Genomic DNA, 22,275 nt, shown 5'->3' with positions numbered 1-22,275 from the left:
TGTAAGGGTCGCATCTGTTACAGCGCCCAATTCAGCACCTGTAAAGCTAAATGCATTAGAAGCTGCAAGAGCAGGCTCTTCAATATAAATGGTCATGTCATATGTACCAGTATTTGATCCGCCACCCATAACACAGTTGTCAACTAAGATAGGATCTGGGTAATCTACTAAAGCACCACATACACCTGGATCGTTGTCAACAATAATGTTGTCTGGACAGTCAAATTGCGATGGTGGCTCGTTGTCTACTACTGTAATAGTAAATTGACATGTAGTAAATTCATTAGGAGCATCATCATTAGTCGCTGTAAATTCAATAAGTGTGTCTCCAATTGGGAATACAGTTCCACTTGCAGGACCCATTGTTTGAACAACCGTTACGGTTCCTCCATTAGGATCAATAGCAACTGCATCACTAAAGTTTACTACAGCGTCACATTGACCTGGCGTATTGTTTGCCATAATGTCTCCAGGACATACAATAATTGGAGCATTTGGATCTGAAGCAGCTACTACAGAGATATCTGCCGTCCAACCTCCCTGAGCAACTGAAGCATCAGAGTTAAAGGCAAATGTTAAAGATCCTCCAACAGCTGAAGTAAACGGCCCTAACGTTGGATTTCCAGCAGCATCGGTAGCATCAGTACATGGTAGAGTTGCGCCATTATCGAAATCATCCCCAGCATACGTGGCATCAAAACCACCCGTATCACCTGTTACGGCCAAAGAATCCCAACATTGAGAACCCGCCTCAACATCAAAAGTGGTGAAAGTAACTACAATTTCTTCAGTAGCCTGTGCTTGAAGCACTAACGTAGAACCTTCGTTAAGTGAATAATTTGCCGCAGACCCACCTGAGTCTGTGTAAATGTCTCCATCAACAAAGTCTGTCCCCGACGTGAGGGTCCCAGCTTGTTGCGGAATTTCAGTCTGCGCCTGCGTTTGCCATGCAAAAAGCATGAGCATACTAAGCGCAAGAATTTGTGTAATTTTTTTCATGAATTAAGAAATTTAAATTAATTAGAATAATTTGTTAAAAATAACATAAAAAATCACTTTAACAAACCATAAACATAATTTTTAGCGCCAAGATTCGTTGCTATTTTCTTAGCAGAAATCACCCTCATACAAACATCAGGATTACAATGAGTTACAAGAACTAAGTACCCTAAAATTATTTACCTCCAACAAACAATTAATACGTAAGTTCTTATAAGAATGACGGGGTTTGAAGATAAAATCCTACTTCTTGACTCGAAATATCTGAAGACGCTCGCTATTATTTACTACCGCTATATAATTCGCCTTCAAACCTTTTATTTGATGCATGGCTTTGACGTCATAAGGAGCAAAGAATCCCGTTTCTGAAACACCCAGTGACCGGAAAGAACCATCACCATTGCCCAAAATTACAAGTCCGTTACCCGCATCATTTCGCGGCGTCTCTACTTCAGATCCATATAAGTTTCCAGCTAAAATTGCATCCAGCTTCTGATCTCCATTAATATCCTGAACCACAATACCATTGACCGAAGACACCTGAGCTAGTCGCGGTAAAGCAGTTAATTTCCAAGGCTCTAAACCGTTATTCTGCAGATACATGCTTTGAAATGTTTTTGACTGGAGGTGTAATGCCTTATTCAATTTCTCTTCCGTAAAAATATCTTTTAACTCGGCTTTTGCAAAAGCATCATATGTTTTGAACTTTTCTTTTATAAAAGGCATTTGTTGTGAAGAGCATTCTCTTCCTCGTAAGGGAACCGACTTCCCATCTTCGGTATAACTCAATACAATATCACCTTGATTATTATTGTCAAAATCGTCATAAAAGATATCAAACGGTTTCTCTGAAGTTGCTTGATATTTATAATTTTGACCCAAATTACCAACCAAATAATCCTCATCACCATCACCATCAAAATCACCCGCCGCAATACTGTACCACCAGCCCTCAGTATTAGTAAGTCCTAGTGCTTCGCTCGTATTTTCAAAAGTAGTTTTAGTATTACGAAGCACTGTAATTGACATCCATTCGCCAGCCAAGATCAGGTCTGCTCTTCCATCATTGTCATAATCTGACCATAGTGCCGAAGTAACCAAACCAGGTCGTAAAGCCGCTGGAGCAATCGCTTCAGTAACATCTGTAAAAATTCCTTTATGATTTTGTAAAAGATAACTGCGCGGTGCTTTGGGATACATCCCAGGAATTCCTCGACCTCCTACAAACAAATCCATATCACCATCATTATCATAATCTGAAGCACTCACAACACCGCCGCTCGTAGGCATCTTAGGCAGCGCATCCAATTTCTTGACAAAATTTCCCGAACCGTCATTAATATATAAGCGATCTTGTAAAAAGGGTGAATTGACATCAAACTCATTACCGCCGCTAACTACGTACAGATCTTGATCATTATCATTATCCACATCAAAGAAAACTGCAGCCATATCTTCACTTCCGGCATCTTTACTCCATATGTTGGTGTTTGCTTTTTGAAACGTACCTTCTGTTGTTTGCAGGTACATGCTTCCCGAAAATCCTTTGGCTCCACCAATATAAAAGTCTTCTAAACCATCACCATTCACATCGGCCACGGCCATTCCTGGACCCATAGTAGACATTTTATGAGGCAGTAAGATCTCTCTGCTAAAATCGTCAAAATCATTCTCCTTGTGTACAAAATCAACACCAACTTCTTGAGTCACCTCTTCAATAGAAACCTTCCCTTTTCTTTGGTATAGCTGTGCCAAAGGAGCTTTGCTATTTTCCTTATACTGAATGGTTATTAATTCATTGGAGGTTAAATTCGTAAGCAATTGATTGTCACCATTAGGCCATTTCACCCATAACGAATCAATTTTCGTGTTTTTACCTAAACCAAAATGAAGCTTGTTTTCTACGGAAGAAATATATCCTCGATTCAAAAACTGCTCTCTTGTTTGATAATTATCGCCCGCTTTTACGGTTACGCGCGCTCCAATTCCGAAGGCATTTTTACCATAACCCTGAAGCGCGACCTTGACAAAATTGGTCTCGGATAATTTTTCTGCATTATTTCTATATAGGATCGCTTCTTGATCAATGTTTGAAATCACCATATCCAGATCGCCGTCATTATCGAGATCTGCATACGCTGCTCCATTTGAAAATGAGGCTTCGGTAATACCCCATGCTTCACTTTTGTTTGAAAACGATATATCCCCTTCATTTTTATAAACATAATTCTTAATAGGAACTTCGGGCATGATGTTCAAGATTTTTTGAATATACTCAAAGTGCCCCGTGGATTGCTTAGCCATTTCTCTTAAAATGGAATCTTTTATTTTTGAATAATCATTATTTCGCACATCCTTTCTATATCCATTTGTCACAAATAGATCTTGCAGCCCATCATTGTCAAAATCAGCCCACAACGGCGCCCAGCTCCAATCGGTACTCGATAACCCCGTCATTTTAGAAACATCACTAAAAGTGCCATTTCCGTTATTCATATGAAGCGTATTTGTCATATACTGATAATGAAAGCCATCGTCGACGGTTTGTTTGAAGGCTTTAGGATTCATTCCAGACATATTGGTTTTAATTCGATAATTATCTTCAGCAACCATATCGACCACCATAATATCTAACAGACCATCGTTGTTAAAATCACCAATATCAGATCCCATCGAAAACATGGAAATATGACGCATGCTTTCTTTTAGTTTTTCTGAAAAAGTGCCGTCGCCATTATTATAATAGAGATAATCGTGCTCGGTGTAATCATTGGTGACATAAATATCTGGCCAACCGTCATTGTTCAAATCACCAATTGATGCGCTATGCCCAAACCCGATACCATTGTTTACCAAACCAGCTTGCACACTTACATCAACAAATTTTCCTTGATCATTTCGAAAGAGCTTATCGGTAGTCAAGTCATTACGCTGACGCCGCTCAGTGTCAAAATTTTCACCAACCAATAAAGTGTTTGGCTGATTTGCTAAATACATATCCAAATCACCATCTCCATCATAATCAAAAAAACTAGCTTGCGCCGAGTAACTTTCACTATCTAAACCATACTCCGCCGCTTGTTCCGAAAACGTAAGATTTCCATAATTAATGTAGAGTTCATTGCGTCGCTTATCAGCAGGAACATTACCCGATCGACAAACGTAAATATCTAAAAGACCATCTCCATTAATATCAACCATGCTCGTTCCGTTAGACCAACCCCAAGCTCCTTTTAATCCTGCTCTTTGGGTTATATCTTCGAATTTGAAATTTCCTTTATTGAGATATAGTTTGTTATTCCCAAAATTACTCGTAAAATAAATATCCGTTAAGCCGTCATTATTTATATCACCCAGCGACACGCCTCCTCCATTATAAATATTTGGATAGGCAAAATAATTCAAAGATGGGGTAGCTTCTGGAAGAATGTTCACGTATGCAACCCCCGTTTGGGCTGCATTCATTGAGGTAAACAGTGGCCCCGAATACAATTCTTTTTCACCTTCTTTACTAACTTCGCTACCAGAATCATTGCACGATAAAAAAAGAACAGCGCAAGAAATCAGTAAAATCAAGGTTAATCTAGTAGAAAATTGTTTGTTCAAGCGTGTCTTAATTAATTCCATAATGCAACTATATTTAACCTTGTTTTGAGCGCACTAAAGTAGACAAAAAAATAATTTGTTAAAACTATCTTAAAAAATTAAACTCTTGTCTTTTACATATCTAAAGAGCATTCCTAAACACTGACCAATAATGTCTCAATGTTTTTCTATATTTGGTACCATTCTAACTGCTAGTATTATGAAATTAAATGTTTATTTAGCGAGTCTTTTCTTTTTAATACTCGCTTGCCAAGAACCAACTTCCGAAGAAAAACAAACAGCGCAATTTACAGATGGAACAAACACGCAGTTTTCAAAAATAGACACTGGGACCTCCGGTATTAACTTCGTCAACACCGTTGTTGAAAATATGGAGATCAACTTCTTAAATTATCCGTATCTATACGCAGGAGCTGGTGTAGCCGTTGGAGATATAGATAACGACGGACTCGCAGATATTTACGTAGTTTCAAACACGGGACCTAACAAACTGTATAAAAACGAAGGCAAATTTTCCTTTAAAGATATCACCAAATCATCACACACAGAAGATTACAAAGGATTCTCCACAGGCGTGACCATGCTAGACGTTAATAATGACGGTTGGCTTGACATCTATGTGTCAAAAGCGGCTTCGCTTAAGGATGATGACGCGAGAAGAAATTTACTTTTTGTGAATCAACAAAATGGCACCTTTAAAGAAGACGCCGCCGCTTGGGGAATAGACGACCCTGGTTATACAACCCAAGCATATACACTAGACTACGATAGAGATGGTGATCTTGATTTATACGTAGTTAATTATCGTTACGACTTTAAAAATAATGCAAAAATTAGCGGTAAAATTCAACGTGACATCGAAGAAGTCACTAGCGATCAACTCTATAGAAATGACGGTACTAAATTCACGAAAGTGACAGGTGAAGTTGGACTCTATAATAAAGCTTGGGGTCTCGCAGCCGCAATTGGAGATTTTAATAAAGATGGCTGGGACGATATTTATGTTTCCAACGACTTTTTAGAGCCGGATGTTCTTTATATAAATCAGCAAAACGGAACTTTTAAAAATGAGATCAATAGCAGAATGAAACATATTTCGTTCAACAGCATGGGATCTGATCTAGCAGACCTCAACAATGATCTGCTACCCGATCTTATGACACTCGATATGCTCGCCGAAAATTACGCCCGAGGTAAAGAGAATATGGCTTCCATGAGTACCCAAAACTTTTTGAGTATGGTGGAAGTAGGCTACCATCACGCCTATATGGCCAACATGCTCCATATTGATAATGGTAACGGAACCTATAACGAAACCGGACAAATGAGCGGTGTTGTAAAAACCGACTGGAGCTGGGCACCACTTATAGCCGATTATGATAACGATGGAAACAAAGACATCTACATCACAAACGGTGTCATTAAAGATTATACCAATCAAGATTTCCGAACCTATCTCCGAGAGAAAGAAGCAAAAAAAGAACCTGCCGTTCTTGAAGATCTTCTCGCTTTGATGCCCTCACAGAAACTTGATAATTATATGTACAAAAACAAGGGCGATATCACTTTTAGCAACGAAACAACCAATTGGGGACTTTCAGACCCTAGTTTTTCTAGTGGAGGAGCATACGCAGATCTCGACAATGACGGCGACCTCGACTTAGTTGTAAATAACACCAATGACCCCTTAGCTATTTACCGAAACAACCAAAATAAGAATTACCTACAAGTAAAACTTAAGGGCAGCAACAAAAACAAACTAGGAATTGGTTCAAAAGTGTACTTAACTACGGAAAAAGGAACGCAACTTCAACAACTATATCTCACCAGAGGATATCAATCTTCCATGCCCGAAATTGTACACTTCGGATTAGGTGATGCTTCAAAAATTGAAAAGGTGACGGTTGTTTGGCCCGACGGAAAAACCTCAGTGGTTCCTGATGTTTCGGTCAATGAACGTATTACGATCGATTATGTTTCCGCCACTAACGAGCGTGTGGCATTTCAGCAAGATACTCCGCTAAAAAAATCAAAGAATTCAGAAGCACTCGGACTCGATTACCAACATCAAGAAAACGACTACAACGACTATGCAGCGCAACTTCTAATTCCGCAGAAACAATCTACTAAAGGTACTGGCATCGTTACAGGTGATGTAAACGGTGATAGTTTGGATGATCTTTTCGTCGGAAATGCCTTGGGCGCAGCCGCTGCTTTGTACATTCAAGATAGTTCAGGAAAATTTAAAAAGACCAACGAATCGCTTTGGAACCAAGAGGCTAAATACGAAGACGCAAACGCCTTATTTTTTGATGCAGACGGCGATAAAGATCTCGATCTTTATGTGGTTAGCGCTGGCTACGAACTTTCGGAAAATGATCCTTTATTACAAGATCGATTATACCTCAACGATGGAAAAGGAAATTTCAGCAAAAACAATAAAGCGTTGCCAAAAATGCTAACTTCCGGCAAAGCGATCGCAGCCGCCGATTATGACAACGATGGTGACCTAGATCTATTTGTTGGCGGAAATGTGATTCCAGGAAAATATCCTTTAGCGCCACGCTCCTATCTTCTGAAAAATAACGGGGGTGTTTTTACTGATGTAACTTCCGAAAATGCAGATCTAACTTCGCCTGGAATGATCTCTGAAGTACTTTTTACCGACTATGACAACGATAATGATCTAGACATTCTGACCGTTGGCGAATGGATGAATCCTACCATTTTTAGCAACCATAAAGGTCATTTTACAAAAGAATCTATCCCGAGTTTTGATAAAAATGAAGGCTGGTGGTTTAGTGCAACGCAAGGTGATTTTGACGGTGATGGCGATATGGATTATGTCTTCGGAAACATGGGAAAAAACAATAAATTTCAGCCAAAAGAAGAAAAGCCACTCTTTATCTACGCCAAAGACTTTGATGAGAATGGATCTTTTGACGTGGCACTTTCAAAGATCAACGAAGGTAAACGAGTTCCTGTTCGTGGTAAGCAATGTAGCTCTGAGCAAAACCCATTCCTGCTAGAAAAAATTGAAACATATAAAGAATTTGCAAGTCTAGACATGAATGCTATTTACGGCGAAGACAAGCTTAATGATGCCTATCAGTTGGTTGCACATCATTTTGAAACCATGTATGCTCAAAATAATGGCGACGGAACATTTACCCTTAGCAAATTGGTCAATGAAGCACAATTGGGTCCAACCTTATCAATCATTGCAAAAGATTTTAATAATGATGGATTTATAGATATCATGGGTATTGGTGCGATCTATGATGCGGAAGTTGAAACTATTAGATACGACAGTAATTTTGGCTATGTGCTTCTGGGTGATGGAAAAGGTGAATTTACCTACACTAAAAAATACGACCCGACGATCGTAAGTGATGCCAAAGACATTACCGAGATCACTATCAATGGAGGGACTGAGTATATTGTTGGGAGCAACAACGGACCACTTGAGGTATTTTCTTTAGAACCGTAAGCTAAAAGAAAGGTCGGTATTGTTCTATTCTGAAATCGATTGTTGTCTTTTCAGGAAAAGCAGCTTTCATTTTCTTATAAGCATCCATGCTTCCCACAGCTCTATTGGCAGCACCCGAAGGGGCAGTTAGAGAAACGGTTTTAATAATTCTATCCGACTTCGGAAGTATAAACTGATGAATTCGAGGAACGTCATCGGAAACTTTTTGCAAGGATAGCTGATGCGCTTTTAGATGTCTTCGGAAGAAAAACTCCGGACCATTTTTGCTGTTTCCGCCCGTAAACAGCAATGTATTTACTTTGGGATAGTCGGCTAAAATTGTCACTAGATCACGCAATTCAATATTTTGCATTCCAAGATCACTTGCGTCAATCTTGTCTCGATGTGAAGAATCAACAATATCGCAAATACCTATTCCTCGTTCTATTAAAAAATCCTTTCGTTGGTTGATCGCAAAATCTGTATTCTCATAAACCAAACCAAGATCGAAGATAGCATTGAGAATTGGCCAAAGCTGTCCGTCGCGACTTCCGTAGCAAAAATTCACATCATCTGGTTTTAGTTCACCAATAGTAAATCTTGGCGGAGGTAAGGTACCTACAATAAGCTTAGTAGCATTTTTAGGAATAAACGGCGGATATGGATGCGTGTGATGAAACAAATTAAGTGTTGGGTATTAATTTTATTGCTGTGAGGATATGTTATAATTCCTTGATCGTCCCTACTTCATCTTCATTGTTAAATGTTATAGGTAGATCACAACTTTTTGATCAACAATCTTTAGCTTATCTAACAAAGACCGGTTCATTCTCCTTTTCAGTATATTGCTCACTATATGCATATCCATCAAGATCAAATGCTTTTATGCCCTCCAAGGTGTCAATATTGTTATCGATCACATAACGCGTCATACTTCCGCGCGCTTTTTTAGCAAAGAAAGAAATGATTTTTAACTTTCCGTTTTTATAATCCTTAAATACGGGAGCGATCACAGGAACTTTTAGTTTTTTGGTGTTAATGACCTTAAAATATTCCTGACTTGCCAAATTGAGAAACAATTCATCGACTTCTAATTCATCATTCAAGGCCTCAGTGATACGGTCGCCCCAAAACTCATAAAGATTTTTTTTTCTATTGATCTTTAGATCGGTTCCCATTTCCAAACGATAGGCTTGCATAAGGTCTAAAGGTCGCAATATACCGTACATCCCAGAAAGGATGCGCAACGAGTCTTGTAATCGATCTATTTTATCTTCGGAAATAGTATAGGCGTCCAAACCTTGATACACATCCCCTGCAAAAGCGTACACCGCTGGACGCGCATTACTTTTAGTAAAAGGTGTCTTAAAATCTTTGTAGCGCTGATAGTTGAGTTCAGCGAGTTTATCACTAATATGCATAAGCGCTCCGATGGTTTTTTTAGATTGACGTTCTAGTTTCGCATTGATCTGTTCGGCTTCTTCCAGAAACTTCGGTTGCGTTCCTCGATTGGTTGGTAATTTCGATTCAAAATCAAGACTTTTAGCTGGAGACACTACAATTTTCATATATAATTCTTTTCAGTAAAAATAAGAAGAAAATGTGGCTTCAAGGAGCTAGAACATTGAATGAAATGATCTTATTATAAAGCCTGTTTATGTTGTAAGGAGTTGAAATGCGTTTTCTTTTATTTGAAATTCATCAACGCCAAATTCAAACCGCGGTTAAATTTTGCTATTTTTATAGAAACCAATACTAGAAACAATGAAGAAAACTATTTTAATTCCCTGTATTATCTCACTTCTTAGCCTCTCCGTGACTGCTCAAGAAAATACAGCGAAACAAGCACAGCTCAATGAAGATGGTAATTTATCTGTTACTCAGATCAATATGCCCCTTACACTAGCGCAAGATTACAACAGAAGCAATTCGAGACAAAGTAACTTTACATTTGGTAGACCTACCAATCCGCAAATTAAAAACTCACGAGGGGTTACCTTAGCTGATATTGACAATGACGGGATCGAAGAGATCTTATACGGAATCGATACCACGCTTTACGCGTTGGAAGGCGACGGAACGATCTTATGGTCAAAAACTGTATTAGGTCCTATTCTACTTCCACCAACTGTTGCCGATCTTGATGATGATGGTACTGTTGAAATTATCGTGAATACTGGATATCCAACCACGGTTGGCCGAATTTATGTTACCGACAACCTAGGAACTGATCTTCCGGGCTGGCCACAGAATTTTTCAGACAATTGGTTTATTAATGCCCCAGCAGTCTCTGACGTTGACGGGGATGGCGCGTTAGATATTATAAGTTGCCGTCGCGCAGGAAGTGCTGAAGGGTATGTGCATGTTTTTAATCTTGATGGCTCTCCACTCAATGCAAATTGGCCTGTACAAGTAAATGCAACACCCGCTTTTACACCCTCTATTGGTGATATCGACAATGATGGCGATATGGATGTGGTTATTGCTACCTCCTCAACTGGAATGTATGCTTTTGATGCCAATGGCGACCTTTTAACTGGTTTTCCGCTGACCGACCCAAACGTAAAATACTCGTATCAATCACCTATTTTAGTAGATCTTGACGGAGATGAAACGCTCGAAATAGTAGGAAGCAACCACGGAGATGCAGCCGCTTTTTACGTAATGGATCACGACGCAACTTACGCTCCGGGATGGCCTATTCCGTTAGGCGGATGGACATATTCTCCTTCAACAGTTGCCGATTTTGACAATGACGGTGTTTATGATATTTTTATGGCAGATCGAAATACTAGCGGAACAAATGACCCATTACCTACCGTCTATGGGCTAGCTCCAGATGGCACCGACCTGACCAACTTTCCAATTGAAAAATATGGTGGAAATGAAGGTGTATTAACCATTGCAGATATTACCAATGACAATATTCCTGAAATTATCTTCGGAAGTGTTCTTACCGATATGGATGATAACGGTTATATTCATGCCTACTCTATGGATGGCTCAGGCGAAGTTGCTGGCTTTCCACTACGACCACGCGGATTTACATTTCTGAATGGCGCTGTAATTGGCGATGTTGATGGCGACGGAATGATGGATCTAACAGCAAATTCATATACCCTTACCTTCGGAACAGGGATTGACTCGACATTTGTCAATACATACAATTTAAACGTTCCTTATAATCAAGACAAGATCTATAGCAACGGTTATAAAGGAAGCAATCATCGTGACGGACTCATTACTCCTGAAGAGCCTTTAGGTGTCCAAGACCTGAATACTGTAGACCAAACACTTCGTGTTTATCCAAACCCTTCCGAAGGAATTTTTACCCTCTCTCTAGGAGCTACAATGAATGAAGCCACCTTAAACATTTATACAATAGATGGAAAAATACTTTTTTCTGAAAAGAGCACATGGATTGAAAACCAAGCCAGACCCTATGACCTTAAAGGCATAGCTGCAGGAATCTACTTTATTAGTGTTTCCGACGGAAAAGAAACTCATATCGCACGCTGGATAAAACAGTAGTGTATTTATAAAAGCAAAAAGCCAGCAATTAACTGCTGGCTTTTTTTATTCGGTTACATGGGTAGCGTAATTTCGCCACTTTTCAATACACAATACCATATCTTCCGGAAGTTCTGTATCAAACCGCAATGTCTTTCCGGTTACGGGATGCACAAACCCAAGGGTCTTTGCATGCAGTGCTTGCCTTGGCAAAACTTTAAAGCAGTTATCTACAAACTGTTTGTATTTTGTAAACGTCGTTCCTTTTAAAATTTTATCACCTCCATACCGCTCATCGTTAAAGAGCGTATGTCCGATATGCTTCATATGAACACGTATTTGATGTGTTCGTCCTGTTTCTAATTGACAACTCACTAAGGTAACATAGCCTAAACGCTCTAGCACTTTATAGTGTGTGACGGCAACCTTGCCTTTTTCTTCAGCATCATCTCCATAAAACACCGTATTTTGAAGTCGGTTTTTAGGATGACGACCTATATGCCCCTCAATGGTTCCTTCGTCTTCTTCAACATTTCCCCAAACGAGCGCTACATATTTACGTTCTGTACTCTTATTAAAAAACTGACGCGATAAGTGCGTCATGGCTTCTTCAGTCTTGGCAATCACCAATAAGCCACTCGTATCTTTATCAATCCGATGTACCAACCCTGGCCGGTTACTACTGTTGTTTGGTAAGTTATCAAAATGGAAAGTAAGTGCATTGATCAGGGTTCCACTATAATTTCCATGCCCAGGATGCACGACCATTCCGGGTTCTTTATTTACTACCAATACATCATCATCTTCGTAAACGATATTAATGGGTAGATCTTCCGGAACCAGTAGTTGTTCATAAGGCGGGTGTTCAAATAACACAGTAACAATATCATTACCCTTGACTTTATAGCTAGACTTTACGGCAACATCGTTGACAAAAATGTTTCCGTCTTTGGCTGCTTTTTGAATTTTATTTCGCGTAGCATTTTCCACACGATTCATAAGATACTTATCTACGCGCAGGGGTTGTTGACCTTTATCGGCAACAAATCTAAAATGTTCGTAGAGGTCGTCGTTATCTGTTTCGGGTAATTCTGGTCCGTTAGTTTGAGTCATCGCTTTCAGTTTCTGTGGGTGCATCATCATTGTCTGCGCCCTGACTTAAGCTTCCGGAGCCATCGCCAATTATAAGATCAATAACAGACGTTTTGGGAAGTTCATCTCCTGGTTCTATTTTTGATCCTTTGTGTCGAAGTTCTAAAACTTCGTCTTTCGCAATATATTTTCGGGTACTCACCTTTCCAATCTTAAAACCCATAGCAAGTAAAGTTGGCTCTGCTTGTCTCTTGGTCTTACCAACAACAGGAGGAATCACGATCTTTCTATAATCTGAAGGATTTAAGGTAAGGTATATTTTTCGGTCTTCTTTTACGAAATTTCCTGTCTTCGGAATTTGTTCAATAACAGAGAAAGGAGGGTATTCGGGATTATAATTTGCCGAATCTATGACCTCATATCGGAGGTCTAATTCATCTAGAGTCTCCTCTACTTTGTCTAAAGACATCTTTGCCAGTGAAGGTACTTCAATCTGCTGCCCGTGATTGGTTGTACTTCGCAACCACCACAAAATCAAAAAAGACAACACAATGAGTACTAAAGCCGCATAAAGCAGTTGCTTTAAAAAAGCCTTGGTAAAGAGGAATTTGAAGAATGTCATACACGAATGGTTATTTGGCAAAAATATAAAATCGAATGCTAGTATCCTTTTCTAGATTAGTGATATTTTTGTTAAAGCAACTTAATTTACAAAGAAAGAACGTTTCTTTGGGATTGCAACCTTAAAAACGCTGTAAAAACCTTTTTGTTATGGCTAAAAAAAATATCGCTGTATGCATGGGCGGCTATTCTACTGAAGTTGACATCTCCATTAAAAGTGGAATGGTTGTCTGCGGAGCATTAGATACCGAAAAATATAATATTTACCCAGTTCATATTCTTCAAGAAGGATGGTTCTACCTTTCACCTTCCGAAGAAAAACATCCCATTGACAAATCTAATTTCAGCTTTTATGATGGTACAAAAACCATCATTCCTGACGCTGTGTTTAATACCATTCATGGAACTCCCGGAGAAAACGGCCTTTTAGCCGCGTATCTAGAGCTACTGAATATTCGGCAAACGAGCGCGCCTTCGTATCAAGCAGCTCTCACTTTTAACAAACGAGACTGTCTTTCGGTTTTAAAAGGCTTCGGAATACATTGCGCTACTTCGTATTACGTAAATAAGGGCGATGAGTTGAATGTTTCTGAAATCATTAAAAAAGTAGGATTGCCTTGTTTTGTAAAGCCAAATCGAGCAGGTTCCAGTTTTGGAATTAGCCGAGTCACTTCGGAAGAAGGATTTATGCCAGCCCTTGACGTAGCTTTTAAAGAGGATGCCGAAGTAATTATTGAAAAAGCACTTGTAGGGACTGAGATCTCCATTGGTGTCTATAGTTCAAACGGCGAAATTAAGGCCTTCTCGCCTACCGAAATTGTTTCCGAAAATGCATTTTTTGATTACGACGCGAAGTATTTGGGGCAATCGCAAGAAATCACGCCAGCGCGTATTTCCGAAGAATTAATTAAGGCTGTTCAAACTGAAGCTATTCGTATCTACAAAATACTTAACATGAAAGGAGTAAGTAGAAGTGAATTTATCATTCAGCAAGGAATACCACACTTGATAGAGGTTAATACAACACCAGGGCTTTCCAAAGAAAGTATCATTCCGAAGCAAATTAGAGAAGCTGGAATGACGCTGACAAGCTTTTTTGGTGACCTTATTGAAGAAGCACTGCGGTAAGATAGGCTCTGTCATTGGAAAATGATGCGAAGATTCGTTATCTTGTCTGCTCTATGGCCTTCAACGCGTGAAGGATAATAAAATTATAAATTTGAATATAGTATTTTGAGTACTAAAACTACAGATCGTATTGCCGTTTTTCCAGGTTCTTTTGACCCTATCACATTGGGTCATGTTGATATTATAGAACGTGCGCTGCCCTTATTTGACGAGATCATCATCGCCATTGGCATTAATGACGCAAAAAAGTATATGTGGTCATTAGAAGATCGTATTGCCTTTATTGAAAAGGCTTTTGCTGGATATTCAAACATTCGCGTTACTTCTTATACAGGGCTTACGGCCGATTTCTGCAAAAGAGAAAAAGCGATATGTATTTTACGCGGTTTACGCAATACAACCGACTTCACCTACGAACAAACCATTGCTCAGGCGAATGAAAAGGTAAATGGTGTAGATAGCATCTTTCTTCTTAGCAGTCCGGAATACGGTTATATTTCTTCTTCAATAGTTCGTGACATTGCCCGTAATGGTGGCGATATTACTGCTTTGGTACCAACAAGCGTTGTAAAAATTAAAAAATAATTTTCTAAAATTCTTCGCTTATTGGCTACTCTCTTTTCGTAGCGGTACAACCCATTCATGTTTGGCAAAAGCCCGCTCGTTTACCTGAGTAAGATCTGCTGTTGGCGAAATTAGAGGCTGTGGTGGTAGTCCGTTAAAGCGCACAACAACATCAGCCATAATACTTGGATCCTTAATATTGTATTCCTTTTCGATCTTAGGCTTTAAGAATTTGGTAAATTGAATTAAGTTATACGGCTCTTCGAGCAAATGCATGGATTGATTTGTTGACAAGAATGTTTTAGCCTCAATAGGCCCAGTAGCGCCCGTAGCATTGTCTTTTATGGTCATATTAAATGATATGACTTCCTTGGCTTGCATTTTCATTCGCCATGCAAACCGAGATCCCTGCCCCGACCATTCTGGATTATCGGTCACTAAAATATATCGGAACGGAAATAATAGATGAAATAACACAAACACACATAGACAAACGGTGATCCATGTTTGTTTGATGGTTCGAGTAAATAATTGTTCGGTAGGCTGAGCAACGATTTCAGGAGCTGAAGCTGTTTTTTTGGATAGTTTCCGAAGACGTTTCGCTTCTTTTTTAGACACTTTATTTGCTTGTTCTTTATTCTTAAACGACTGAATAAAGTCATTAACTTTTTCAGCATTGAAAAACAAAATGGTTGAGCAGATCATCAAAAAAGGGAATATCCCTATATCATCAAACAAAAGAGAGTGATTTGTATAATTAAAAATAATCACCAACAAAACACCAAGAAGCCTGGTACGCTTAAAGAGCAACAAAAATACAATACCGAGATCATAGACAATTCCGCCATATTTTAAAAATCCAACGAGCACTTCCTTAGAGAAGAGATTGCTTAGCGTACTATCACCAGAAGCATCGACCATTACAGAAACCAAGTTCGTATCTAACCAATTTGACGATAATTTGGCAATACCTCCATAGAAATAGGGCAATGCGATTAAAAAAACGAGGAGATAATGATTCCATGCTGGAATTTTTAAAACAGGATCGGTTTTAGTTCGTCTAGCGCTGATACTGTACTTTCTATCGGCATCGATAAAAATCATAACAAATGCGAGCAAAGCAATTAGGTAAATATGATTGTTATAAAGCGTAATATCGATAAACGAAAAATATGTGAATCCTATAAAAAAGAAAATAATCGCGTACCGATACCAAAGTCCGATAGCTATTAAAACCGCAGCCAACAACAGTGCTACGTGTACTATTTTTAAGATCCCTAAAGGCAGGGGTTGCATAAATGACAGTCCGGGATATGAGAATAACAGCTGCGGACCTGCCATAAACTGATACGTATAATCAATTTGGAAATAATACATCATTTGATAGACCATAAAACATCCAAAAACAATACGAAAGAGGCTAACTACAGAGGCATCTATTTGGGTAAAGAGTAATTTTTGGATTTTATCGATCATTTCAAATGGCTCAGTAAACTATTAAAGTTGAACCGAAATATACTAATTCCTTAATAATAATTATTATTATCGGCTTTCCGAAGAAAAGAAACCAGCGACCCATGGGTTTTTAATAGCTTTAAAAAAAGTCTTATGAAATCCCACTTATTACCCTATCTGCTGCTTATACTTTGTTGCTCAGCCTGTTTTGAGCATGACGACTATAAAGTGATCCCTAATCAATCTAACAACAATCCGCCAGCCGGAAATTATATTGAAAATGCTTTTCAACCTTATGTTGAAAGTTTTTACTACGAAATGGAACTACGCGGAACTAATCTACGCAACAGATCGTTGACAATCGTATTCGTAGACCAATTTAGTATGGTTCAAGGAAATTATTGTGCTTATGCGTATTACAACACAAGTGGACTTATCGAAGTGTTAAACACTAATAACTGCTGGCATTCCCGTACAGATATAGAAAAAGAGAATTTGATCTATCATGAGTTAGGACATTCCCTTTTAGGAAGAAGTCATGAAGTGATGAAATTCCCAAATGAGTCATATTCGTCACTTATGTGTACCAATGTATGTAGTAATTATAGGGTTTACCACGAATATCAACCAACACAGCGAAATTTTTACTTGGATGAATTATTACAAACAAATATGGCTACTCCGCCTTGGGCCGAAGAAAAATTTTATACCGCAACCTGGGCGACTGATGATATAAATTCACAATCTATTGATACCTGGCAGCAAGAAACAATTGACAATGATCCCTTAGAGACACCTTATACCTACTTTATTGAAGAAGAAAACACTACTTCTTCACCCTATTCATTGGGAATTACTGCAACAGGTGATAACACAACGGCTGCTTTTGGCTATTGGTATAAAGATTTTGATGTGTCAGAATTTAGTCTATGCTCAAATCTAAAGATTCATGGAGATATTATCACAAAAGGACTTGATAGTGGATTTGTAGCTATTGTAGTAGATCTATATGATGGAGCAAACAAGCGCTTCGGAAGGTATTTTGAACTGATCGACTCCTATACTCCGGGACCAACCTTATATGATGACCAAATTGTTACTGCTACTTGTATTCCGCTAGAGACAGAACGCGTTCGTGTCTTATTTTACCTTTCTTCGGAAACGCAAGCATCGGTATATTTTGACGACCTCACTATCGAACTGCACGAATAAAAAAAAGTATGAAAAACAAAAAGACCCCTTCAGTTTCCTGAAGGAGTCTTCAATTCATTTAAGCTACATTTCTTAAAGCGCAGCGATGTGCTTCGCTAAACCTGATTTTAGGTTGGCTGCTTTATTATCATGGATAATATTTTTCTTAGCCAATCTGTCGATCATAGAAACAACTGATGGAAACATAGTTTCAGCTTCCTTTCTATCTGTAAGCTCCTTAAGCTTCTTCATAGCATTACGAGCCGTTTTGTGTTGGTAACGGTTACGTAGGCGCTTTGTTTCGCTACTTCTAATTCTCTTTAATGCTGACTTATGATTCGCCATGATTTATTTTTTATAACTTAATTTTGTAGTCCGTAGGGGAATCGAACCCCTGTTACCAGGATGAAAACCTGGCGTCCTAACCCCTAGACGAACGGACCATTTATTTTTTAATGCGGATGCAAAAATACAACTATTTTTCAATGTTGCAAATCCTAATAAACTTTTTTCTAAAAAATTAATAGGCTTTCGCGAAAAGCACTTTTTTTGCAGACGGTTTACCCGATACCATACAGCTACCTGGTTCCGATTCAATATCCAAAGGAATGCAACGAATGGTTGCCTTTGTTTCATTCTTTATGCGCTCCTCTGTCTCTACTGTACCATCCCAATGCGCAAGTATAAATCCACCCTTCTGCTCTAAAACCTCCTTAAACTCATCGTATGAGCTTACCTCGGTGGTGTATTCTGTACGGTAATCAATAGCTTTATTAAATAAATGCTCTTGAATTGTATCCATTAGTCCCACTATGCGATCAACGATCTCGTCTTTACTCACAATTTCCTTGGTCAATGTATCTCTTCGGGCCACCTCAAATGTCCCATTTTCGAGATCCTTAGGACCTATAGCGATACGTACTGGCACCCCTTTTAATTCATATTCATTGAATTTCCAACCTGGTTTTTGTGTGTCCCGATTATCAAATTTAACACGTAATCCCTTAGCTCTAAGTTCTTTCATCAAATTAGTAGCGGCTTCACTTACAGCGTCAAACTGCTCATCATTTCTATAAATAGGAACGATCACCACTTGATCTGGCGCCAAGTTTGGAGGCAAAACGAGTCCGTTATCATCACTATGTGTCATTACCAAAGCACCCATAAGTCGCGTAGAAACCCCCCATGAGGTAGCCCATACATACTCTTGCTTTCCTTCTTTAGACTGAAATTTAACGTCAAAAGCCTTCGCAAAATTCTGTCCCAAAAAATGAGATGTTCCAGCCTGTAGTGCTTTACCATCTTGCATCAGCGCTTCGATACAGTATGTTTCAACAGCTCCTGCAAAACGTTCACTCTCGGTTTTAAGTCCTTTGACAACTGGAATCGCCATATAATTTTCAACAAAATCGGCATATATGTTCATCATTTGCTCCGCCTCTGCAATAGCTTCTTTTTCAGTAGCATGGGCCGTATGTCCTTCTTGCCATAAAAATTCGGTGGTTCGCAAAAATAAACGCGTGCGCATTTCCCAACGCACTACATTGGCCCATTGATTGATCAACAAAGGCAAGTCGCGATAAGACTGGATCCACTTTCTATAGGTATCCCAAATGATCGTTTCCGAAGTAGGCCTTACAATTAACTCTTCTTCTAGCTTCGCATCAGGGTCTACAATAACACCCCCATTCTCATCATTTTTTAAGCGATAATGAGTAACGACCGCACATTCTTTTGCAAAACCATCTACATGACTTGCTTCTTTGCTGAAATATGACTTCGGAATAAAAATAGGAAAATACGCATTCTGATGGCCCGTTTCCTTAAACATTCGGTCCAATTCGGCTTGAATTCGTTCCCAGATAGCATATCCGTATGGCTTAATTACCATGCAGCCTTTTACTCCCGAATTTTCAGCAAGGTCAGCCTTGATTACTAACTCGTTATACCATTTTGAATAATCTTCGTCTCTTGTCGTTAAATTCTTAGCCATAGCAGGTAGTTTGGCACAAATGTTGTGTTTTAGTTAAATAGTTAGTAGTTCTCGGCAAAACTAACTATTTTTATAATGTCCAACAATTTAATTACAATAGATATGAAAACCTTGTACTCCACCCTAACAAAGCGAATTCCACTGCTGTTTGCAGCGGGCGCAGCGCTACTTCTTTCCGCCTGCGGAACCTATAACAACAATCAGTACGGGGAGACAGACGGTATCTATGCCGCTAGTGACGCTGAAAATACGGACAATGCGACACAAGAAACGGAAGATAAATCGAATTACTACAAACAGTATTTTAAATCTAATGCCGAAGCCTACACGCTTCCGGAAGATGGAGATATCTTTACTGATGTTGATGCTTATTCAACCACCGAACGTCTCGATGAAGATGGCTACGTGATTACAGAAGAAGCTAACTACGAGCGTGATAATGGAGGCTGGGGTAGTAATGCTGAGACAGTAGAGGTTAACATTTACAACAATTATGGATGGGGATATTCAAATCCGTGTTGGTATGGTAATTATTGGGGGTATAACTACAGACCCTATTGGGGTATAAGTTTCGGCTGGGGATGGGGATATACCGGATGGGGATATGCAAATAATTACTGGGGTGGGTTCTACTATCCTTATTACAATAATTACTATGGAGCTTACTATGGTCATGGATACGGCCATAGCCATCACAATAGCTATGCTTATAATCGAGGTAGAAGAAACACTGATTATTACAGTGCCCGAAACAGCTCAAGATCTCGTTACAATGCATCAAATGCAAGAAATTCTAGTCGAAGCGGACGAAGCTCAATTAATAGACCTAACGTTTCTAATTCAAGAAGAAACTCTACTATCAATTCGCGATCAACATCAAGACAGCGACCTAGTGTAAATTCAAGACCTACATCTAGACCTAGTGTAAACTCAAGACCTACATCTAGACCTAGCGTAAACTCAAGACCTACATCTCGACCTAGCGTAAATTCAAGACCTTCGTCTAGCAGAGGTTCCGGCTCTTTAAATAGCTCGAAAAGCAGCGGACGCTCAAGCGGCGGATCAAGAAGAGGCGGCGGACGCGGTTAAATTTATTAAAACCTTAATTACAATCATTTACCTATGAAAAAGATCTCAATCTCGTTCATAATGGTCATCTCTATGGCTTTTTGTGACGCGCAAAATTTAACCGACGGACTTCGATATTCATTAGAAGAACCTACTGGAACTGCAAGATACACAGCAATGAGTGGCGCATTTGGCGCTTTAGGAGGTGATTTCTCTGCACTTTCGATAAACCCTGCTGGGGGAGCCGTATTTCTAAATAACGGCGGTGTTCTTTCTTTATCTATTTCAGATCGTGAAAATAATAATTCGTATTTCGGCACAGATACCAGAAGTATTGACACAGATGTTAATATTTCTCAAGCAGGTGCTATTTTTGTTTTTGATAACGCAAATAAAGAATCAGATTGGAAAAAACTCACTATTGGAGTAAATTACAATATGTCACGAAATCTAAGTGATGATATTTTTATCAGTGGTACTGCAAATAATTCGATTGATAGTTTTTTTCTAGAACAAGCTCAAGGAATTCCGTTAGACCTATTACAATTAAGACAAGGTGAAAGTATTTCAGAATTATATCAATTTTTAGGCGAAACAGAGGGAACCGCAGCTCAAAATGCCCTTTTAGGGTATCAGGGCTATATTTTCGACCCTGTTAATGATGACGGCGGAAATACACAATATATTTCCAACATTGCACCCGGTTTGTTTGATCAGGAATATTCTAAACTGTCGGAAGGATATGTTGGTAAATACACTTTAAACATTGCTACACAGTACACTAATGATTATTACTTCGGAATTAATTTGAATTCACATATCATTGATTATTCTGAAAGTAAACTTCTTTTTGAAGGAAACAATAACAATGGCAGCCTTGTAAATTCTGTTCTTTTTGAAAACAATTTATCAGTTTTGGGAAGTGGTTTTTCAGCTCAAATTGGTGGAATCGCAAAAATAGGTGATCAGTTTCGGGTAGGAATTAATTATGACACTCCAACGTGGTATACTATTTCCGAAGAAACAACACAATTTTTAGAAACAGAACGCACTGTGGATAATCAGGTTTTAACTGAACGTATTAATCCACGTGTACTTAATATTTACAAAGATTATCAATTACGAACACCTGCTAAAATTGGCGCGAGTGCTGCCTATGTTTTAAGTGACAAAGGCTTAGTGAGTTTTGACTATAATTATAAAAATTACGCTGGTATTAATTTTAGCCCCGATTCTGATGTTTTTTTTCAGGAACAGAATCGGATTATTGAAAACAGCCTTAAGGGAGCCTCTTCATATCGATTGGGGGGAGAATATCGCCTCGATCGTTTGAGTTTACGCGCTGGCCTTCGCTATGAAGAAAGTCCGTATCAAGATGAAGAGATAATGAGTTCTCTTGAAGGATTTTCATTAGGATTAGGTTATAACGGCGGAAATTATCATTTTGACCTAGCATATGCTAGAGCAGAGCAGTCACGCAGAGAACAGCTTTATAATGTTGGTCTTACCGATATTGCTTCTATTGACACAGTATACAGTAACGTGGTTTTAACACTTGGATTTAATCTGTAGTAAAACT

At 38.9% G+C, this 22,275-nt stretch carries 16 protein-coding genes and 1 tRNA gene; 7 read left to right on the top strand and 10 right to left on the bottom strand.

Annotated features, from left to right (window positions below; all coding sequences use genetic code 11):
* Together ACY2RU_RS17235 and ACY2RU_RS17230 are read right to left on the bottom strand one after the other, a co-directional pair.
* Nucleotides 1-999: HYR domain-containing protein (locus ACY2RU_RS17235; protein WP_490139728.1), on the bottom strand; the 999-nt coding region annotated here is incomplete at its 3' end.
* Between the two features lie 243 nt (nucleotides 1,000-1,242).
* Nucleotides 1,243-4,626, bottom strand: a complete 3,384-nt coding sequence (locus tag ACY2RU_RS17230) for a VCBS repeat-containing protein (protein WP_490139727.1) — start codon at nucleotides 4,624-4,626, stop codon at nucleotides 1,243-1,245.
* Nucleotides 4,627-4,804: 178 nt separating this feature from the next.
* On the opposite strand from ACY2RU_RS17230, the gene ACY2RU_RS17225 reads away from it, so the two are divergent.
* The gene (locus ACY2RU_RS17225) at nucleotides 4,805-8,095 is read left to right on the top strand and encodes a VCBS repeat-containing protein (protein ID WP_490139726.1); all 3,291 of its coding nucleotides are present in this window, start codon (nucleotides 4,805-4,807) and stop codon (nucleotides 8,093-8,095) included.
* A gap of 1 nt (nucleotide 8,096) precedes the next feature.
* Here ACY2RU_RS17225 and ACY2RU_RS17220 read toward each other — a convergent pair whose 3' ends face one another.
* Both ACY2RU_RS17220 and yaaA read right to left on the bottom strand, forming a co-directional pair.
* Entirely contained in the window at nucleotides 8,097-8,756 is a 660-nt protein-coding gene (locus tag ACY2RU_RS17220; protein WP_490139725.1) for a uracil-DNA glycosylase family protein, read from the bottom strand.
* Between the two features lie 124 nt (nucleotides 8,757-8,880).
* The gene (yaaA, locus tag ACY2RU_RS17215; RefSeq protein WP_490139724.1) at nucleotides 8,881-9,642 is read right to left on the bottom strand and encodes a peroxide stress protein YaaA; all 762 of its coding nucleotides are present in this window, start codon (nucleotides 9,640-9,642) and stop codon (nucleotides 8,881-8,883) included.
* 196 nt (nucleotides 9,643-9,838) lie between these two features.
* Here yaaA and ACY2RU_RS17210 point away from each other — a divergent pair, with 196 nt between their 5' ends.
* Entirely contained in the window at nucleotides 9,839-11,605 is a 1,767-nt protein-coding gene (locus tag ACY2RU_RS17210) for a T9SS type A sorting domain-containing protein (RefSeq protein WP_490139723.1), read from the top strand.
* A gap of 45 nt (nucleotides 11,606-11,650) precedes the next feature.
* On the opposite strand, the gene ACY2RU_RS17205 is transcribed toward ACY2RU_RS17210, so the two are convergent.
* Both ACY2RU_RS17205 and ACY2RU_RS17200 read right to left on the bottom strand, forming a co-directional pair.
* Nucleotides 11,651-12,697, bottom strand: a complete 1,047-nt coding sequence (locus tag ACY2RU_RS17205) for an RluA family pseudouridine synthase (RefSeq protein WP_490139722.1) — start codon at nucleotides 12,695-12,697, stop codon at nucleotides 11,651-11,653.
* A complete protein-coding gene (locus ACY2RU_RS17200; RefSeq protein ID WP_490139721.1) occupies nucleotides 12,684-13,298 on the bottom strand; it encodes a PASTA domain-containing protein in 615 nt (204 codons plus the stop codon). The genes ACY2RU_RS17205 and ACY2RU_RS17200 overlap by 14 nt, the downstream gene beginning before the upstream one ends.
* Before the next feature lie 149 nt (nucleotides 13,299-13,447).
* Here ACY2RU_RS17200 and ACY2RU_RS17195 point away from each other — a divergent pair, with 149 nt between their 5' ends.
* Nucleotides 13,448-14,425 carry a D-alanine--D-alanine ligase gene (locus ACY2RU_RS17195; protein ID WP_490139720.1) on the top strand — a complete coding sequence of 326 codons (978 nt, stop codon included), beginning with the start codon at nucleotides 13,448-13,450 and terminating at the stop codon, nucleotides 14,423-14,425.
* A 105-nt stretch (nucleotides 14,426-14,530) separates the two neighbouring features.
* Nucleotides 14,531-15,010, top strand: coding sequence for a pantetheine-phosphate adenylyltransferase (gene coaD / locus ACY2RU_RS17190; protein ID WP_490139719.1), 480 nt, complete (start codon nucleotides 14,531-14,533; stop codon nucleotides 15,008-15,010).
* A gap of 18 nt (nucleotides 15,011-15,028) precedes the next feature.
* Here coaD and ACY2RU_RS17185 read toward each other — a convergent pair whose 3' ends face one another.
* Nucleotides 15,029-16,465 carry an HTTM domain-containing protein gene (locus ACY2RU_RS17185; protein WP_490139718.1) on the bottom strand — a complete coding sequence of 479 codons (1,437 nt, stop codon included), beginning with the start codon at nucleotides 16,463-16,465 and terminating at the stop codon, nucleotides 15,029-15,031.
* Between the two features lie 132 nt (nucleotides 16,466-16,597).
* On the opposite strand from ACY2RU_RS17185, the gene ACY2RU_RS17180 reads away from it, so the two are divergent.
* On the top strand, nucleotides 16,598-17,656 hold the full coding sequence (locus ACY2RU_RS17180) for a hypothetical protein (protein ID WP_490139717.1): 1,059 nt from the start codon (nucleotides 16,598-16,600) through the stop codon (nucleotides 17,654-17,656).
* A gap of 72 nt (nucleotides 17,657-17,728) precedes the next feature.
* Here the strand turns inward: ACY2RU_RS17180 and rpsT are convergent, their stop codons facing one another.
* The 3 genes from rpsT to proS form a co-directional block, all read right to left on the bottom strand.
* Entirely contained in the window at nucleotides 17,729-17,980 is a 252-nt protein-coding gene (rpsT, locus tag ACY2RU_RS17175) for a 30S ribosomal protein S20 (RefSeq protein WP_490139716.1), read from the bottom strand.
* Between the two features lie 26 nt (nucleotides 17,981-18,006).
* Nucleotides 18,007-18,078: transfer RNA gene (locus ACY2RU_RS17170), tRNA-Glu, on the bottom strand.
* A gap of 77 nt (nucleotides 18,079-18,155) precedes the next feature.
* Nucleotides 18,156-19,628, bottom strand: a complete 1,473-nt coding sequence (proS, locus tag ACY2RU_RS17165) for a proline--tRNA ligase (protein ID WP_490139715.1) — start codon at nucleotides 19,626-19,628, stop codon at nucleotides 18,156-18,158.
* Between the two features lie 102 nt (nucleotides 19,629-19,730).
* Between proS and ACY2RU_RS17160 the strand changes: the two genes are divergently transcribed.
* Nucleotides 19,731-20,717, top strand: coding sequence for a hypothetical protein (locus tag ACY2RU_RS17160; protein ID WP_490139714.1), 987 nt, complete (start codon nucleotides 19,731-19,733; stop codon nucleotides 20,715-20,717).
* Nucleotides 20,718-20,750: 33 nt separating this feature from the next.
* On the top strand, nucleotides 20,751-22,268 hold the full coding sequence (locus ACY2RU_RS17155) for an OmpP1/FadL family transporter (protein WP_490139713.1): 1,518 nt from the start codon (nucleotides 20,751-20,753) through the stop codon (nucleotides 22,266-22,268).
* Nucleotides 22,269-22,275: the final 7 nt, after the last annotated feature.

It is taken from the genome of Ulvibacter sp. 2305UL32-6, from assembly GCF_058148545.1.
The sequence above is the reverse complement of the archived record's forward strand: the minus strand, read 5'-3'. Positions and strand labels throughout refer to the sequence as shown.

Coding starts and splice junctions, on each gene's coding strand:
- ACY2RU_RS17155 (WP_490139713.1), top strand. CDS start 20,751: ATGAAAAAGATCTCAATCTCGTTCATAATGGTCATCTCTATGGCTTTT.
- ACY2RU_RS17225 (WP_490139726.1), top strand. CDS start 4,805: ATGAAATTAAATGTTTATTTAGCGAGTCTTTTCTTTTTAATACTCGCT.
- ACY2RU_RS17185 (WP_490139718.1), bottom strand. CDS start 16,465: ATGATCGATAAAATCCAAAAATTACTCTTTACCCAAATAGATGCCTCT.
- rpsT (WP_490139716.1), bottom strand. CDS start 17,980: ATGGCGAATCATAAGTCAGCATTAAAGAGAATTAGAAGTAGCGAAACA.
- ACY2RU_RS17210 (WP_490139723.1), top strand. CDS start 9,839: ATGAAGAAAACTATTTTAATTCCCTGTATTATCTCACTTCTTAGCCTC.
- ACY2RU_RS17160 (WP_490139714.1), top strand. CDS start 19,731: ATGAAAACCTTGTACTCCACCCTAACAAAGCGAATTCCACTGCTGTTT.
- ACY2RU_RS17200 (WP_490139721.1), bottom strand. CDS start 13,298: ATGACATTCTTCAAATTCCTCTTTACCAAGGCTTTTTTAAAGCAACTG.
- proS (WP_490139715.1), bottom strand. CDS start 19,628: ATGGCTAAGAATTTAACGACAAGAGACGAAGATTATTCAAAATGGTAT.
- ACY2RU_RS17180 (WP_490139717.1), top strand. CDS start 16,598: ATGAAATCCCACTTATTACCCTATCTGCTGCTTATACTTTGTTGCTCA.
- yaaA (WP_490139724.1), bottom strand. CDS start 9,642: ATGAAAATTGTAGTGTCTCCAGCTAAAAGTCTTGATTTTGAATCGAAA.
- ACY2RU_RS17195 (WP_490139720.1), top strand. CDS start 13,448: ATGGCTAAAAAAAATATCGCTGTATGCATGGGCGGCTATTCTACTGAA.
- ACY2RU_RS17230 (WP_490139727.1), bottom strand. CDS start 4,626: ATGGAATTAATTAAGACACGCTTGAACAAACAATTTTCTACTAGATTA.
- ACY2RU_RS17205 (WP_490139722.1), bottom strand. CDS start 12,697: ATGACTCAAACTAACGGACCAGAATTACCCGAAACAGATAACGACGAC.